This window comes from Marinobacter sp. LA51 (assembly GCF_030297175.1).
Classification (GTDB): domain Bacteria; phylum Pseudomonadota; class Gammaproteobacteria; order Pseudomonadales; family Oleiphilaceae; genus Marinobacter; species Marinobacter apostichopi.
Window position 1 is genome coordinate 3,310,896 of record NZ_AP028070.1, and the last position, 19,859, is coordinate 3,330,754.

Genomic DNA, 19,859 nt, shown 5'->3' on the forward strand with positions numbered 1-19,859 from the left:
AGGCATGCCATGAGCACAACCGTCGCAGTAGTTGCCAACATCTCCGGAGAAGCTTGGGCGGAAGCACAGGACGGATCACGTCGCCCGCTCGAAGCCGGCGATGCGCTCATGGCAGGCGAACGCCTGATAACAGCAGAGAATGCCCAGATTGTTCTGGACTTCGGCTATGGTGAAACCGCTGCATTTGGCGGAGGCGTGACCATTCTGGCCAGCGCGGAGATGGCTAGTGATTTTGTCGCGAGTCAGCAAGACACGGTGATTGCAGACGACAGCGTTGAAGCAGCGCTGGCTTCTATTGAACAGGCACTCGGCGGCGCCATCGAAGATGCCGAAGCGCCGGCAGCCGGCCTCGAGGGTGGTAGCTCTGGTGGCAGCAGCTCGGTGCGCCTTGCCCGAATTGTTGAAAGCATCGACCCGGCCGGTCTCGACCTGGAATTTGCGCCTTATTCATTCAACGCTCAGATGACAGAGATCAACTCGGATTCAGGCGATACCCCCGACGACACTCAGCAACCGGTAACGCCCGATCCCGTCACCGAACCTGGCTCCGAGCGCAGCTCCGTCACAATCAGCAGCCTTCAGGGCGGCGACCTTGCGTCTTCCCCGGTCCAGGTAAACGGAGCTGGGTCTGGAATGCCAGAGGGCACTCCGGTTCTGGTCACCCTTACTGATCAGGCAGGCAATACCCTGTCTCAGGAAGTATTGACCGGCCCCGACGGCACATTCACGGCAATCTTCGATGACGTTGCTGGACTCGTAGACGGGCCTTTCACCGTCAGAGCTACCGCTACGGATCCAGACGGCATCGTTGTGTCTGACGCGGCTAATGGTTCGCTTGATGTGATCGCGGGCGATCTGAGCGTCGCAATCGACAATGTCAGCAACACCCTCCAAACCATCGATCTTTCGGGCACAACCAGTGACGTCGCTCCTGGCGACACTGTAAGCCTGACAATCGCCGACGCCGATGGAAACACCGTCACCACAGACGTTGTCGTTAACGATGATGGAACCTATGCCATCGAGGGCGTTGACGTTTCCAATCTGGTGGACGGCCCACTAACAGCAAGTGCCATCGCCGCCGACCGCAACGGCAACGAATTGGTTGGCGAAGCACCAACTGAAGCCGAGTTGAATGCAATCGAAGGCAACCTCACGGTCGTTGTCGACAACGTCGACAATGCAAACCGTTCGATTGATGTGTCTGGGACCACCACCGACGTGGCGCCGGGTGAAATCGTAAACGTGACTATCACTGATTCTGTCGGCAATACGGTGACCACCACCGGCATCGTAGCCGACGACGGTAGTTTCAATGTCGACGACATTTTATTGATCACTGAAGATGGCTCGCCGCTGGTCGATGGCCCGCTAACAGTGAATGCTGGCACTGAAGACCGTAATGGCAACAACCTCGACGAGAATGCACCAGCTGGCACTATATTGGATGCCACTGACGGCGCTCTGACTGTCGTGGTCGATGGTGTCGACAATGCCAATCGAACTATTGACCTGTCCGGCACCACCACCGACGTCGCGCCGGATGAAACCGTCAACCTGACTGTCACCGATTCAGCCGGTAACGTAGTGGAGACCACCGGAACCGTAGCCGAGGATGGCACCTTTGATGTCGACGGTGTAAATCTGACCACCGTTAACGGCGTGGACCTGGTCGACGGCCCGCTTACTGTGACCGCCACCGCCGAAGACCGCAACGGCAATAGCCTGGAAGACAACGCTCCGACTGGCACCGTTCTGAATGCTGTTGACGACGTGCCGGTGATCTCCGGTGATACCACGGGCGCCGTGACCGAAGACGAGGTGGCGACGCTGACTACCGCTGGCACACTGGCGGCTGCGGGTGGCGATACTGGCGAAGATCAGTTCAATGCCGAAACTCTGACCGGCACTTACGGCGAATTGGCCATGGCCGCTGACGGCACCTGGACTTACAGTGCTGACAACAGCCAAGCTGCGATCCAGGGTCTGGCCCAGAGCGAATCCCTGACCGAGACGTTCACGGTGACCAATGCCGATGGCGTAACCACCGAGACCGTGACCATCACCATCAATGGCACCGATGATGTGCCGGTGATCTCGGGCCAGACCACGGGCTCAGTAACTGAAGATGACGCCGCCACCCTGACCACGACCGGAGCATTGGCTGCGGCGAATGGCGACGACGGTGAAGATCAATTCAATGCCGAAACTCTGACCGGCACCTACGGTGAGCTGGCCATGGCCGCCGATGGCACCTGGACCTACTCAGCCGATAACAGCCAAGCCGTAATTCAGGACCTTGCCCCAGGCCAGACCCTGACCGACAGCTTCACCGTCACCAACGTCGATGGCGTGACCACCGAGACTGTCACTATCACCATCAACGGCACCGACGACGTGCCGGTGATCTCGGGTCAGACCACGGGCACCGTGACTGAAGACGAGGCCGCCACCTTGACCACCGTCGGCACTCTGACAGCGGCCAATGGAGACACTGGTGAAGATCAATTCACCGCCGAAACACTCACTGGTACTTACGGTGAGCTGGTCATGGCCGCTGACGGCACCTGGACCTACAGCGCTGACAACAGCCAGGCCGCAATTCAGGACCTGGCCCCAGGTCAGAGCCTGACCGACAGTTTCACCGTCACCAACGCCGATGGCGTAACCACCGAGACCGTCACCATTTCCATCAACGGTACCGACGACGTGCCGGTGATCTCCGGTGATAATTCAGGTTCGGTGACCGAAGACGACGCGGCGACGCTGACCACGGCCGGAACATTGACCGCTGCGGGTGGCGACGCCGGTGAGAATCAGTTCAATGCGGAGACCTTGAACGGTACTTACGGTGAGCTGGTGGTTAGCGAAAACGGCAGTTGGACCTACAGCGCCGACAACAGCCAGGCCGCAATCCAGGGTCTGACCGAGAACGATTCGCTGACTGACAGCTTCGTTGTCACCAATGCCGACGGCGTGACCACCGAAACGGTCACTATCACCATCAACGGCACCGACGACGTGCCGGTGATCTCCGGTGACACCACCGGTTCCGTGACTGAAGACGAATCGACTACTCTGGCCACTACTGGCACTTTGGGTGCTGCCAATGGCGATGCTGGCGAAGATCAGTTCAATGCCGAGACCCTGAATGGTACTTACGGTGAGCTGGCTATGGCCGCCGACGGCACCTGGACTTACAGTGCTGACAACAGCCAAGCCGCAATTCAGGAACTGGCTCCAGGCCAGAGCCTGAGCGACAGCTTCGTCGTCACCAATGCCGACAGCGTTACCACTGAGACCGTCACCATCACCATCAATGGCACCGACGATGTGCCGGTGATCTCCGGTGAAAATTCCGGTTCGGTGACCGAAGACAACGCGGCGACGCTGACTACTGCTGGCACTCTGGCCGCAACCGGTGGCGATGCGGGTGAAGATCAGTTCACTGCCGAGACCTTGACCGGTACTTACGGCGAACTGGCCATGGCCGCCGATGGCAGCTGGACTTACTCAGCTGACAACAGCCAGGCCGCGATCCAGGGTCTGACCGAGAACGATTCGCTGACTGACAGCTTCGTTGTCACCAACGCAGACGGCGTGACCACCGAAACGGTCACCATCACCATCAACGGCACCGACGATGTCCCGGTGATCTCCGGTGACACCACTGGCGCCTTGACCGAAGACGACGCGGCGACGCTAACTACCGCTGGCACCCTGACCGCGGCTAATGGCGACGCCGGCGAAGACCAGTTCAATGCCGAAACCTTGACCGGCACCTACGGCAACTTGGTGGTTGGCGAGAACGGCACCTGGACTTACAGCGCCGATAACAGCCAGGGCGCGATTCAGGACCTGGCCCCAGGCCAGAGCCTGAGCGATAGCTTCGTTGTCACTAACGCGGACGGCGTAACCACCGAAACCGTGACCATCACCATCAACGGTACCGACGATGCGCCGGTGATCTCCGGTGATACCACCGGTTCCGTGACCGAAAACGACGCCGCGACGCTGACTACCACTGGTACATTGGCCGCAGCTGATGGCGATGCCGGTGAAGATCAGTTCAATGCCGAAACGCTGAACGGTACTTACGGCAACCTGGTGGTTGGCGAGAACGGCGACTGGACCTACTCAGCCGACAACAGCCAGGCCGCAATTCAGGATCTGGCCCCAGGCCAGACCCTGACCGACAGTTTTACCATCACCAATGCCGACGGCGTAACCACCGAAACCGTGACCATTACCATCAATGGCACCGACGATGCGCCGGTGATCTCCGGTGAAAATTCCGGTTCGGTGACCGAAGACGACGCAGCTACCCTGACCACGACCGGAACATTGTCTGCTGCTGGTGGCGATACTGGCGAAGACCAGTTCAACGCCGAAACCTTGACCGGCACTTATGGCGAATTGGCCATGGCCTCTGACGGCAGCTGGACTTACTCAGCTGACAACAATCAGGCTGCGATCCAGGATCTGACCGAGAACGATTCGCTGACTGACAGCTTCGTTGTCACCAATGCCGACGGCGTGACCACCGAAACGGTCACTATCACCATCAACGGCACCGACGATGCGCCGGTGATCTCCGGTGACACCACCGGTTCCGTGACTGAAGACGATGCAGCCACGCTAACCACTACTGGCACTTTGGCTGCTGCCAATGGCGATGCGGGCGAAAATCAGTTCAACGCCGAGACCCTGAATGGCACTTACGGCGAGCTGGTTATGGCCGCCGATGGCACCTGGACTTACTCAGCCGATAACAGCCAAGCCGCAATTCAGGAACTGGCTCCAGACCAGACCCTGACCGACAGTTTCACGGTGATCAATGCCGACAGCGTGACCACTGAGACCGTCACCATCACCATCAATGGCACCGACGACGTGCCGGTGATCTCTGGTGATACCACGGGCTCCGTGACCGAGGACGACGCCGCGACTCTGACTACCGCTGGCACCCTGGCCGCAACCGATGGCGACACTGGTGAAGACCAGTTCAACGCCGAAACTCTGACCGGTACCTACGGTGAGCTAGCCATGGCCGCCGATGGCACCTGGACCTACAGCGCTGACAACAGCCAGGCTGCTATCCAGGGTCTGACCCAGAACGACTCTCTGTCCGAGACGTTCACGGTAACCAACGCCGATGGCGTGACCACCGAAACCGTGACCATCACCATCAACGGTACCGACGATGTGCCGGTGATCTCGGGTGAGACCACCGGTTCCGTGACTGAAGACGAAGCAGCTACCCTGACCACGGCCGGAACATTGGCTGCTGCGGGTGGCGACGCCGGTGAAGACCAGTTCACTGCCGAAACTCTGACCGGCACCTACGGTGAGCTGGTCATGGCCGCCGATGGAACCTGGAGCTACAGCGCCGACAACAGCCAGGCTGCGATTCAGGACCTCGCCCCAGGCCAGAGCCTGAGCGATAGCTTCGTTGTCACTAACGCGGACGGCGTAACCACCGAAACCGTGACCATCACCATCAACGGCACTGACGACGTGCCGGTGATCTCGGGTCAAACTTCCGGCTTGGTGACCGAGGATGACGCAGCAACCCTTACCACCACCGGTGCTCTGGCCGCAGCCGGTGGCGACGCCGGTGAAGATCAGTTCAATGCCGAAATCCTGACCAGCACCTACGGTGAGCTGGTCATGACCGCCGATGGAACCTGGAGCTACAGCGCTGACAACAGCCAGACCGAAATTCAGGAGCTGGCCCCAGGTCAGACCCTGACCGACAGCTTCACCGTCACCAATGCGGACGGCGTAACCACCGAGACCGTTACCATCACCATCAACGGCACCGACGATGTGCCGGTGATCTCAGGTGACACCACCGGTTCCGTGACCGAAGACGAGGCGGCTACTCTGACAACGGCCGGGACATTGGCAGCTGCGGGTGGCGATGCCGGTGAAGGCCAGTTCAATGCCGAAACTCTGACCGGTACCTACGGTGAGCTGGCCATGGCCGCCGATGGCACCTGGAGCTACAGCGCTGACAACAGCCAGGCCGCGATCCAGGGTCTGACCCAGAACGACTCTCTGTCCGAGACGTTCACGGTAACCAACGCCGATGGTGTGACCACCGAAACCGTGACCATCACCATCAACGGCACCGACGATGTGCCGGTGATCTCCGGTCAAACTTCCGGCTTGGTGACCGAGGATGACGCAGCAACCCTGACCACCACCGGTGCTCTGGCCGCAGCTGGTGGCGACAATGGTGAAGACCAGTTCAACGCCGAGACCTTGACCGGCACCTACGGCAACTTGGTGGTTGGCGAGAACGGCACCTGGACTTACAGCGCCGATAACAGCCAAGCCGCGATTCAGGACCTGGCCCCAGGCCAGAGCCTGAGCGATAGCTTCGTTGTCACTAACGCGGACGGCGTAACCACCGAGACTGTCACCATCACCATCAACGGCACCGATGACGTTCCGGTGATCTCCGGTGACACCACCGGTTCCGTGAACGAAGACGAAGCGGCTACGCTGACTACCGCTGGCACATTGGCGGCTGCGGGTGGCGACACCGGCGAAGACCAGTTTAATGCCGAGACCCTGACCGGCACTTATGGCGAATTAGCCATGGCCGCCGATGGGACCTGGACTTACTCAGCCGATAACAGCCAAGCCGCAATTCAGGAACTGGCTCCAGGCCAGAGCCTGACCGACAGTTTCACGGTGATCAATGCCGATGGCGTGACCACCGAGACCGTCACCATCACCATCAACGGTACCGACGACGTGCCGGTGATCTCCGGTGATACCACCGGTTCCGTGACCGAAAACGACGCCGCGATGCTGACTACCACTGGTACATTGGCCGCAGCTGATGGCGATGCCGGTGAAGATCAGTTCAATGCCGAAACGCTGAACGGTACTTACGGCAACCTGGTGGTTGGCGAGAACGGCGACTGGACCTACTCAGCCGACAACAGCCAGGCCGCAATTCAGGATCTGGCCCCAGGCCAGACCCTGACCGACAGTTTTACCATCACCAATGCCGACGGCGTAACCACCGAAACCGTGACCATTACCATCAATGGCACCGACGATGCGCCGGTGATCTCCGGTGAAAATTCCGGTTCGGTGACCGAAGACGACGCAGCTACCCTGACCACGACCGGAACATTGTCTGCTGCTGGTGGCGATACTGGCGAAGACCAGTTCAACGCCGAAATCCTGAATGGTACTTACGGTGAGCTGGCTATGGCCGCCGACGGCACCTGGACTTACAGCGCCGACAACAGCCAAGCCGCGATCCAGGGTCTCACTCAGAACGACTCACTGTCTGAGACATTCACGGTGACCAATGCCGATGGTGTGACCACCGAAACTGTCACTATCACCATCAACGGCACCGACGACGTGCCGGTGATCTCGGGTGATACCACGGGCGCCGTGACCGAAGACGAGGCGGCTACTCTGACAACGGCCGGGACATTGGCAGCTGCGGGTGGCGATGCCGGTGAAGGCCAGTTCAATGCCGAAACTCTGACCGGTACCTACGGTGAGCTGGCCATGGCCGCCGATGGCACCTGGAGCTACAGCGCTGACAACAGCCAGGCCGCGATCCAGGGTCTGACCCAGAACGACTCTCTGTCCGAGACGTTCACGGTAACCAACGCCGATGGTGTGACCACCGAAACCGTGACCATCACCATCAACGGTACCGACGATGTGCCGGTGATCTCGGGTGAGACCACCGGTTCCGTGACTGAAGACGAGGCGGCTACCCTGACCACGGCCGGGACATTGGCGGCTGCGGGTGGCGATGCTGGCGAAGATCAGTTCAATGCCGAGACCCTGACCGGTACTTACGGTGAGCTGGCCATGGCCGCTGACGGCACCTGGACTTACTCAGCTGACAACAGCCAGGCCGCGATCCAGGGTCTGACCCAGAACGACTCACTGTCTGAGACGTTCACGGTAACCAATGCCGACGGCGTAACCACTCAGACCGTTACCATCACCATCAATGGCACCGATGATGTGCCGGTGATCTCGGGTGAGACCACCGGTTCCGTGACTGAAGACGAGGCGGCTACCCTGACCACGGCCGGGACATTGGCGGCTGCGGGTGGCGATGCTGGCGAAGATCAGTTCAATGCCGAGACCCTGACCGGTACTTACGGTGAGCTGGCCATGGCCGCTGACGGCACCTGGACTTACTCAGCTGACAACAGCCAGGCCGCGATTCAGGAGCTGGCCCCAGGTCAGAGCCTGAGCGACAGTTTCACCGTCACCAATGCGGACGGCGTGACCACCGAAACCGTGACCATTACCATCAACGGCACCGACGATGTGCCGGTGATTTCCGGTGACACCACCGGTTCCGTGACCGAAGACGATGCAGCCACGCTAACCACTACTGGCACTTTGGCTGCTGCCAATGGCGATGCTGGCGAAGATCAGTTCAACGCCGAAACCTTGACCGGTACTTACGGTGAACTGGTCATGGCCGCTGACGGCACCTGGACTTACTCAGCTGACAACAGCCAAGCCGCGATCCAGGGCCTCAACCAGAACGACTCACTATCTGAGACGTTCACGGTGACCAATGCCGACGGCGTAACCACCGAAACCGTGACCATTACCATCAATGGCACCGACGATGCGCCGGTGATCTCCGGTGAGACCACGGGCTCCGTAACCGAAGACGATGCAGCCACGCTAACCACTGCGGGCACCCTGGCCGCAACCGGTGGCGACACTGGTGAAGGCCAGTTCAATGCCGAAACTCTGACCGGCACCTACGGTGAACTGGTCATGGCCGCTAACGGCACCTGGACTTACAGTGCCGACAACAGCCAGACCGAAATTCAGGAGCTGGCCCCAGGCCAGAGCCTGAGCGACAGCTTCGTTGTTACCAACGCGGACGGCGTGACCACCGAAACGGTCACCATCACCATCAATGGCACCGACGACGTGCCGGTGATCTCGGGCCAGACCACAGGCGCCGTAACCGAAGACGATGCAGCCACGCTAACCACTGCAGGCACCCTCGCCGCAACCGGTGGCGATACTGGCGAAGATCAATTCAACGCCGAAACTCTGAACGGTACTTACGGCAACCTCGTGGTTGGCGAAAACGGCGGCTGGACTTATTCAGCCGATAACAGCCAAGCCGCAGTTCAGGAACTGGCTCCAGGCCAGAGCCTGAGCGACAGCTTCGTTGTCACCAATGCCGACAGCGTGACCACTGAGACCGTAACCATCACCATCAATGGCACCGACGACGTGCCGGTGATCTCTGGTGACACCACCGGCTCCGTGACCGAGGACGACGCGGCGACGCTGACTACCGCCGGCACTTTGGCTGCCGCCAATGGCGATGCAGGTGAAGACCAGTTCAACGCCGAGACCTTGACCGGCACCTACGGCGAGCTGGTTATGGCCGCCGACGGCACCTGGACTTACAACGCCGATAACAGCCAAGCCGCGATCCAGGGTCTGACCGAGAACGATTCGCTGACCGACAGCTTCACCGTCACCAACGCCGACGGCGTGACCACCGAGACCGTGACCATCACCATCAACGGCACCGATGACGTTCCGGTGATCTCCGGTGACACCACCGGTTCCGTGACCGAAGACGAAGCGGCTACGCTGACTACTACTGGCACATTGGCGGCTGCGGGTGGCGATGCTGGCGAAGATCAGTTCAACGCCGAGACCCTGACTGGCACTTACGGTGAGCTGGTGGTTAGCGAAAACGGCAGTTGGACCTACAGCGCCGATAACAGCCAGGCCGCGATCCAGGGTCTGACCCAGAACGACTCACTGTCTGAGACGTTCACGGTAACCAATGCCGACGGCGTAACCACTCAGACCGTTACCATCACCATCAATGGCACCGATGATGTGCCGGTGATCTCTGGTGACACCACCGGTTCCGTAACTGAAGACGAGGCAGCTACCCTGACCACGGCCGGAACATTGTCGGCTACGGGTGGAGATACTGGCGAAGACCAGTTTAATGCCGAAACCTTGACCGGTACTTACGGCAACCTGGTGGTTGGCGAGAACGGCACCTGGACTTACTCAGCTGACAACAGCCAAGCCGCGATTCAAGGTCTGACCCAGAACGACTCGTTGACCGAGACATTCACGGCGACCAACGCCGATGGTGTGACCACCGAAACCGTGACCATTACCATCAACGGCACCGACGATGTGCCGGTGATTTCGGGCCAGACCACCGGTTCCGTGACCGAAGACGATGCGGCGACCCTGAGCACGGCCGGAACATTGGCGGCTGCGGGTGGCGACGCCGGTGAAGACCAGTTCAATGCCGAAACTCTGAACGGTACTTACGGCAACCTGGTGGTTGGCGAGAACGGCACCTGGACCTACAGCGCTGACAACAGCCAAGCCGTAATTCAGGAGCTGGCTCCAGGCCAGAGCCTGACCGACAGTTTCACCGTCACCAACGCCGATGGCGTAACCACCGAGACCGTCACCATTTCCATCAACGGTACCGACGACGTGCCGGTGATCTCCGGTGAAAATTCCGGTTCGGTGACCGAAGACGACGCGGCGACGCTGACCACGGCCGGAACATTGACCGCTGCGGGAGGCGACACTGGTGAAGACCAGTTCAACGCCGAAACTCTGACCGGCACCTACGGTGAATTGGTCATGGGCTCCGACGGAAACTGGACTTACTCAGCTGACAACAGCCTGGCCACGATTCAGGGTCTGACCCAGAACGATTCGCTGACCGACAGTTTCACGGTGACCAATGCCGATGGTGTGACCACCGAAACCGTGACAATCACCATCAACGGCACCGACGATGTGCCGGTAATCTCCGGTGACACCACCGGTTCCGTGACTGAAGACGAATCGACTACTCTGACCACTACTGGCACTTTGGCTGCCGCCAATGGCGATGCGGGTGAAGACCAGTTCAACGCCGAGACCTTGACCGGCACTTACGGCGAGCTGGTCATGGCCGCTGACGGCACCTGGACCTACAGCGCTGACAACAACCAAGCCGTAATTCAGGACCTTGCCCCAGGCCAGAGTCTGAGTGACAGCTTCGTTGTCACCAACGCCGATGGCGTGACCACCGAAACGGTCACTATCACCATCAATGGCACCGACGATGCGCCGGCGATCTCCGGTGACACCTCTGGCTCCGTAACCGAAGACGACGCCGCGACGCTAACTACAACTGGCACACTGGCGGCTGCGGGTGGAGATACTGGCGAAGACCAATTCAATGCCGAAACCTTGACCGGCACCTACGGTGAACTGGTCATGGCCGCTGACGGCAGCTGGACTTACTCAGCTGACAACAGCCAAGCCGCGATCCAGGGTCTCACTCAGAACGACTCACTGTCTGAGACGTTCACAGTGACCAACGCCGATGGCGTGACCACCGAAACCGTGACCATCACCATCAATGGCACCGATGATGTGCCGGTGATCTCCGGTGATACCACTGGTTCCGTGACCGAAGACGACGCGGCTACGCTAACTACCGCTGGCACCCTGGCCGCAACTGGTGGCGACAATGGTGAAGACCAGTTCAACGCCGAAACTCTGACCGGCACTTACGGTGAGTTGGCCATGGCCGCTGACGGCACCTGGACCTACAGCGCCGACAACAGCCAGGCTGCGATTCAGGACCTCGCCCCAGGCCAGAGCCTGAGCGATAGCTTCGTTGTCACTAACGCGGACGGCGTAACCATCGAAACCGTGACCATCACCATCAACGGCACTGACGACGTGCCGGTGATCTCGGGTCAAACTTCCGGCTTGGTGACCGAGGATGACGCAGCAACCCTTACCACCACCGGTGCTCTGGCCGCAGCCGGTGGCGACGCCGGTGAAGATCAGTTCAATGCCGAAATCCTGACCAGCACCTACGGTGAGCTGGTCATGACCGCCGATGGAACCTGGAGCTACAGCGCTGACAACAGCCAGACCGAAATTCAGGAGCTGGCCCCAGGTCAGACCCTGACCGACAGCTTCACCGTCACCAATGCGGACGGCGTAACCACCGAGACCGTTACCATCACCATCAACGGCACCGACGATGTGCCGGTGATCTCAGGTGACACCACCGGTTCCGTGACCGAAGACGAGGCGGCTACTCTGACAACGGCCGGGACATTGGCAGCTGCGGGTGGCGATGCCGGTGAAGGCCAGTTCAATGCCGAAACTCTGACCGGTACCTACGGTGAGCTGGCCATGGCCGCCGATGGCACCTGGAGCTACAGCGCTGACAACAGCCAGGCCGCGATCCAGGGTCTGACCCAGAACGACTCTCTGTCCGAGACGTTCACGGTAACCAACGCCGATGGTGTGACCACCGAAACCGTGACCATCACCATCAACGGCACCGACGATGTGCCGGTGATCTCCGGTCAAACTTCCGGCTTGGTGACCGAGGATGACGCAGCAACCCTGACCACCACCGGTGCTCTGGCCGCAGCTGGTGGCGACAATGGTGAAGACCAGTTCAACGCCGAGACCTTGACCGGCACCTACGGCAACTTGGTGGTTGGCGAGAACGGCACCTGGACTTACAGCGCCGATAACAGCCAAGCCGCGATTCAGGACCTGGCCCCAGGCCAGAGCCTGAGCGATAGCTTCGTTGTCACTAACGCGGACGGCGTAACCACCGAGACCGTGACCATCACCATCAACGGCACCGACGACGTGCCGGTGATCTCCGGTGACACCACCGGCTCCGTGACTGAAGACGATGCAGCCACGCTAACCACTGCAGGCACCCTCTCCGCAGCCGGTGGCGATACTGGCGAAGATCAATTCACCGCCGAAACGCTGAACGGCACCTACGGTAACCTGGTGGTTGGCAAGAACGGTGGCTGGACGTACACCGCCGATAACAACCAGACCGCGATCCAAGGTCTGACCCAGAACGACTCCCTGACCGAGACGTTCACGGTGACCAACGCCGATGGCGTAACCACCGAGACCGTGACCATCACCATCAATGGCACCGACGACGTGCCGGTGATCTCTGGTGACACCACGGGCGACGTGACCGAAGACGATGCCGCGACGCTGACTACCGCAGGCACCCTCGCCGCAACCGGTGGTGATACTGGTGAAGAACAGTTCAACGCCGAGACCTTGACCGGCACCTACGGCGAGCTGGTTATGGCCGCCGACGGCACCTGGACTTACAACGCCGATAACAGCCAAGCCGCGATCCAGGGTCTGACCCAGAACGATTCGCTGACCGACAGTTTCACGGTGATCAATGCCGACGGCGTGACCACTGAGACCGTCACCATCACCATCAATGGCACCGACGATGTGCCGGTGATCTCCGGTGACACCTTTGGTTCCGTGACCGAAGACGACGCGGCGACGCTGACTACCGCCGGAACATTGACCGCTGCGGGTGGCGATACTGGAGAAGATCAGTTCAACGCCGAAACCTTGACCGGCACTTATGGCGAATTAGCCATGGCCTCTGACGGCAGCTGGACTTACTCAGCTGACAACAACCAGGCCGCGATCCAAGGTCTGACCCAGAACGATTCGCTGACCGACAGCTTCGTTGTTACCAATGCCGATGGCGTGACCACCGAAACCGTCACTATCACCATCAACGGCACCGATGATGTGCCGGTGATCTCCGGTGACACCACTGGCGCCGTGATCGAAGACGACGCCGCGACGCTGACTACCGCTGGTACTTTAGCTGCCGCCGGTAGCGATGCGGGCGAAGATCAGTTCAATGCCGAAACTCTGACCGGCACCTACGGTGAATTGGTCATGGGCTCCGACGGAAGCTGGACCTACAGTGCTGACAACAGCCAAGCCGCAATTCAGGATCTGGCCCCAGGCCAGACCCTGACCGACAGTTTCACCGTCACCAACGCCGATGGCGTAACCACCGAGACCGTCACCATTACCATCAACGGTACCGACGACGTGCCGGTGATCTCCGGTGACACCACCGGTTCCGTGACCGAAGACGACGCCGCGACACTGACTACCGCTGGCACCCTGGCGGCAACCGGTGGCGATGCGGGTGAAGATCAGTTCACCGCCGAAACCCTGAACGGCACGTACGGCAACCTGGTGGTTGGCGAGAACGGCGGCTGGACCTACTCAGCCGATAACAGCCAGGCCGCAATTCAGGATCTGGCCCCAGGCCAGACCCTGACCGACAGTTTCACCGTCACCAACGCCGATGGCGTAACCACCGAGACCGTGACCATCACCATCAATGGCACCGACGATGTGCCGGTGATCTCCGGTGACACCACCGGTTCCGTGACCGAAGACGAAGCGGCCACCCTGACCACGACCGGAACATTGGCTGCGGCGAATGGCGACGACGGTGAAGATCAATTCAATACCGAAACTCTGACCGGCACCTACGGTGAACTGGCCATGGCCGCCGATGGCACCTGGACCTACAGCGCTGACAACAGCCAGGCTGCTATCCAAGGTCTGACCGAGAACGATTCGCTGACTGACAGCTTCGTTGTCACCAATGCCGACGGCGTGACCACCGAAATGGTCACTATCACCATCAACGGTACCGACGACGTGCCGGTGATTTCCGGTGATACCACGGGTGCCGTGACCGAAGACGAGGCGGCTACTCTGACCACTACTGGCACTTTGGCTGCTGCCAATGGCGATGCTGGCGAAGATCAGTTCAATGCCGAAACCTTGAGCGGCACTTACGGTGAGCTGGTGGTTAGCGAAAACGGCAGTTGGACCTACAGCGCCGATAACAGCCAGGCCGCAATCCAGGGTCTGACCCAGAACGACTCTCTGTCCGAGACGTTCACGGTAACCAACGCCGATGGCGTAACCACCGAGACCGTCACCATTACCATCAACGGTACCGACGACGTGCCGGTGATCTCGGGCCAGACCACGGGCTCCGTAACCGAAGACGATGCAGCCACGCTAACCACTGCGGGCACCCTGGCCGCAACCGGTGGCGACACTGGTGAAGGCCAGTTCAATGCCGAAACTCTGACCGGCACCTACGGTGAACTGGTCATGGCCGCTGACGGCACCTGGACTTACTCAGCTGACAACAGCCAAGCCGCGATCCAGGGTCTCACTCAGAACGACTCACTGTCTGAGACGTTCACGGTGACCAACGCCGATGGCGTAACCACCGAAACCGTGACCATCACCATCAACGGTACCGACGATGCGCCGGTAATCTCCGGTGACACCACCGGTTCCGTGACCGAAGACGACGCAGCTACCCTCACCACGGCCGGAACATTGGCTGCTGCCAATGGCGATGCTGGCGAAAATCAGTTCAACGCCGAGACCCTGACTGGCACTTACGGTGAGCTGGTTATGGCCGCCGACGGCACCTGGACTTACAACGCCGATAACAGCCAAGCCGCGATCCAGGGTCTGACCGAGAACGATTCGCTGTCTGAGACGTTCACGGTAACCAACGCCGATGGTGTGACCACCGAAACCGTGACCATCACCATCAACGGCACCGACGATGTGCCGGTGATCTCCGGTGACACCACCGGTTCCGTGACCGAAGACGATGCGGCTACGCTGACTACTACTGGCACATTGGCGGCTGCGGGTGGCGATGCGGGCGAAGATCAGTTCAACGCCGAGACCCTGAATGGCACTTACGGTGAGCTGGTGGTTAGCGAAAACGGCAGTTGGACCTACAGCGCCGACAACAGCCAGGCCGCAATCCAGGAACTGGCCCCAGGCCAGAGCCTGAGCGAGAACTTCGTTGTCACCAACGCGGACGGCGTGACCACCGAAACGGTCACTATCACCATCAACGGCACCGACGACGTGCCGGTGATCTCCGGTGACACTACCGGTTCCGTGACTGAAGACGATGCCTCAACGCTGACCACTACCGGCACTTTGGCTGCCGCGAATGGCGACGCCGGTGAAGATCAGTTCAACGCCGAAACTCTGAACGGTACTTACGGCAACCTCGTGGTTGGCGAAAACGGCGGCTGGACTTATTCAGCCGATAACAGCCAGGCCGCAATTCAGGAACTGGCCCCAGGCCAGAGCCTGAGCGAGAGCTTCGTTGTCACCAATGCCGATGGTGTGACCACCGAAACGGTCACTATCACCATCAATGGCACCGATGATGTGCCGGTGATCTCCGGTGACATCACCGGTTCCGTGACTGAAGACGAGGCCGCAACCCTGACAACGGCCGGAACATTGGCTGCCGCCAATGGCGATGCGGGCGAAGATCAGTTCACTGCCGAAACTCTGACCGGCACCTACGGTGAACTGGTCATGGCCGCTGACGGCACCTGGACTTACTCAGCTGACAACAGCCAAGCCGCGATCCAGGGTCTCACTCAGAACGACTCACTGTCTGAGACGTTCACGGTGACCAACGCCGATGGCGTAACCACCGAAACCGTGACCATCACCATCAACGGTACCGACGATGCGCCGGTAATCTCCGGTGACACCACCGGTTCCGTGACCGAAGACGACGCAGCTACCCTCACCACGGCCGGAACATTGGCTGCTGCCAATGGCGATGCTGGCGAAAATCAGTTCAACGCCGAGACCCTGACTGGCACTTACGGTGAGCTGGTTATGGCCGCCGACGGCACCTGGACTTACAACGCCGATAACAGCCAAGCCGCGATCCAGGGTCTGACCGAGAACGATTCGCTGTCTGAGACGTTCACGGTAACCAACGCCGATGGTGTGACCACCGAAACCGTGACCATCACCATCAACGGCACCGACGATGTGCCGGTGATCTCCGGTGACACTACCGGTTCCGTGACTGAAGACGATGCCGCAACGCTGACCACTACCGGCACTTTGGCTGCCGCGAATGGCGACGCCGGTGAAGATCAGTTCATTGCCGAGACCCTGACCGGTACTTACGGCGAACTGGTCATGGCCGCTAACGGCACCTGGAGCTACAGTGCCGACAACAGCCAGACCGAAATTCAGGAACTGGCCCCAGGCCAGAACCTGAGCGAGAGCTTCGTTGTTACTAACGCGGACGGCGTGACCACCGAAACGGTCACTATCACCATCAACGGCACCGACGATGTGCCGGTGATCTCCGGTGACACCACGGGCTCCGTGACTGAAGACGACGCCGCAACGCTGACAACCGCTGGCACTCTGGCAGCGGCGAATGGCGATGCCGGTGAAGATCAGTTCATTGCCGAGATCCTGACCGGCACCTACGGTGAGTTGGTCATGGGTACCGACGGCACCTGGACTTACAGCGCTGACAATAGTCAACCAGCTATTCAAGAGCTGTCCCAAGGCCAGACTTTGACTGAAACCTTTACTGTCACCAACGCCGATGAAGTGACGACGCAAGAAGTCATTATCACCATCAATGGCACCAATGAAGCGCCCGAAGCAACAGATGACACCTACACCATAAACACGACCCCCGGCTTGTTAGGCGAATACTATGCCTACGAAGAAGGCCCGGATGGCTCGAATTTGACCAACCTTAGCCAGGTTGAGTCTTTCATCGCGGCGAACGGCGCCGATGCAACCTTCTTGGCCACTAACGTCGACTACGGCTCAGTTAGCGGCAACCTCGGTGGAGACAACAAACTCCAGAGTTTCCTTGGGAAGGATTCGGAATCACTTTCCAGTGACCCCAAAAACAGCTCGGATGCAATCATCAAAATGAGCGGTGAACTGGAGCTGGCACCGGGAACCTATCAATTCCAGGTACGTGCTGACGATGGTTACAGTATTCGAGTGAACGGTGAAGTGGTTGCCGAATTCGATGATAACCAGTCTGCGGCAACGCTTCAGGGCAAGGAGTTCACTCTGGAAGGCAATGGTCCGCATAGCGTGGAGATCATCTACTGGGATCAGGGCGGTGCAGCCCGACTCGACGTGTCGTTGCGCCAAAAAGGTGGCGAATGGCAGACGTTCGGAGCCCAGCAGGCCTCGTATGTGGTTACAAACGATGCACTTGCAGTCAACGAAAACCAGGCACTCGTCATTAACAGCGAAACTTTGCTGAGCAACGATTCAGATGCCAATGGCGATGATCTGGTGATTCAAAGCGTCCAAAACGCGTCTAACGGAACTGTTGCATTGGATAATTCCGGCAACGTTGTGTTCACGCCCGCCCCGTACTTCAGTGGCGAGGCTTCATTCAGCTACACCATCAGCGATGGACAAGGTGGCTCAGACACTGCGACCGTTACCGTGAACGTACGCCCGGTCGCCAATGCACCAGAGCTTTCTGTGTCCGACATAACTGCAGTTCAGTCAGGTGCTACTGTGGTCTCCACGGGTAGTAAAGACCTCCCTGTTGATCCTACCGCCTTCGACCTTGGCAGTGGCACGTCACGAGCAGATCTTGAACAGGAGCTGGGCGTTGAGCCCGGTTACCTGAATCAATTTGATCCGGATGTCATGGTTGATGACGGAAACGGCGGAAAAGAGCCCTTCGACGAAGGTAACGTCCGAGTCATTGATGGCAAGATCTCTTCCTCAACTCAGACTCTCAGTGAAGGAATGGATATCTCTTGGGATTACACCTTCATCAATGGGGAAGAACTGAAGAGCGAGGTCGAAAGAGGGTTCAATGACTTGGTCGTCTTGGTTGTGACCAAACCGGACGGTCAAAAAGAGTCAATCCTCGTAGACTCCTCGGAGCAAAAGTTCCCTGCTCAGATATCAGACGGAACTTTTAGCTATACCGCAGCTGAAACTGGCACCTACCAGTTCCAGTGGCTCGTTCTCAATGGCGGAGATCCGTACAAGGATTCATCGCTTTCGCTGAGCGCACCGACTGTCGAAGCGACAGACCTCAACGGAAGCTATGGCACGCCGATAGCTCTGAATATTAACGCAGCACTGACGGATCAGGATGGATCCGAAAGGCTTGAAATCCTGATTTCAAACGTTCCCGAAGGCGCAGCGTTGACCGCAGGCAATAAAAACTCCAGCGGCGACTGGGTACTTTCAGCGGCAGAGTTGAATAACCTTCAACTGCTTCCACAGGCAGGGTTTAGTGGTGATATCGCCCTGAGCGTGACTGCAACCTCGACTGAAATAGCTACGGGTGAACGACAGTCGGTTACCGATACATTCACAGTCAATGTGGAGCAGACCGGTGATCAACCCTTTGCTAACCAATACGATAGTAGCCAACAAGTCACCGAAGAAGGACAAGACCTCGACGGCACAGTGGGTAATGACTTCCTAGTAGGAGGCTCCGGTGATAACGAACTCAAAGGAGAAAGTGGTAATGACTTCCTCGTTGGCTCTGGGGGGAATGATAAGCTCAAAGGCGGCTCCGGTGATGACCTCCTAAATGGCGGGACTGGCAACGACGAGATTCAAGGCGAGGACGGGAACGACTACCTAATCGGGTACTGGGGTGACGATAAGCTCCAAGGAGGATCCGGCAATGACGTTCTCGTTGGAGGGATAGGCAATGATGTCCTCGAAGGCGACCAAGGGGCTGATGTCTTCGCATGGGAACTCGGCGACCAATACACCAGCGATAACAGTCTAGCCGAGGACGTTGTTAAAGATTTCGAGGTAAGTGAAGGGGACCAGCTGGACCTGAGTGATCTACTGCAAGATGCTTCCACCAGCGATCTCAGTAGCTACCTAGTAGCCGAGAAAGATGGTAGCGACACAGTTCTTTACCTGAACAAGGATGGCGAGCTATCTAATACGAAAGGTGACGATAGCTATAACGCCCAACAGTCGATAACCCTGGACAAGGTTTCCATGGATGGTCAGACATCTGAGCAGTTCATCGACACCCTGATTAACAGCGGGCACATCAAGATCGAGTAAAAGTCGGAGAACCGGTGGTCGGGGTAACAATGCCCCCGCCACCGGAATGCTGCCGT

Annotated in this window: 1 protein-coding gene; it reads left to right on the forward strand. The window is 59.0% G+C overall.

Features of this window, described 5'->3' with window-relative positions:
• Positions 1-9 precede the first annotated feature (9 nt).
• Positions 10-19,803 carry a VCBS domain-containing protein gene (locus tag QUE89_RS15360; RefSeq protein ID WP_286220915.1) on the forward strand — a complete coding sequence of 6,598 codons (19,794 nt, stop codon included), beginning with the start codon at positions 10-12 and terminating at the stop codon, positions 19,801-19,803.
• The last annotated feature ends 56 nt before the right edge of the window (positions 19,804-19,859 follow it).

Bases quoted from the DNA above. Each gene is read 5' to 3' on its own strand.
- QUE89_RS15360 (WP_286220915.1), top strand. From the start codon at position 10: ATGAGCACAACCGTCGCAGTAGTTGCCAACATCTCCGGAGAAGCTTGG.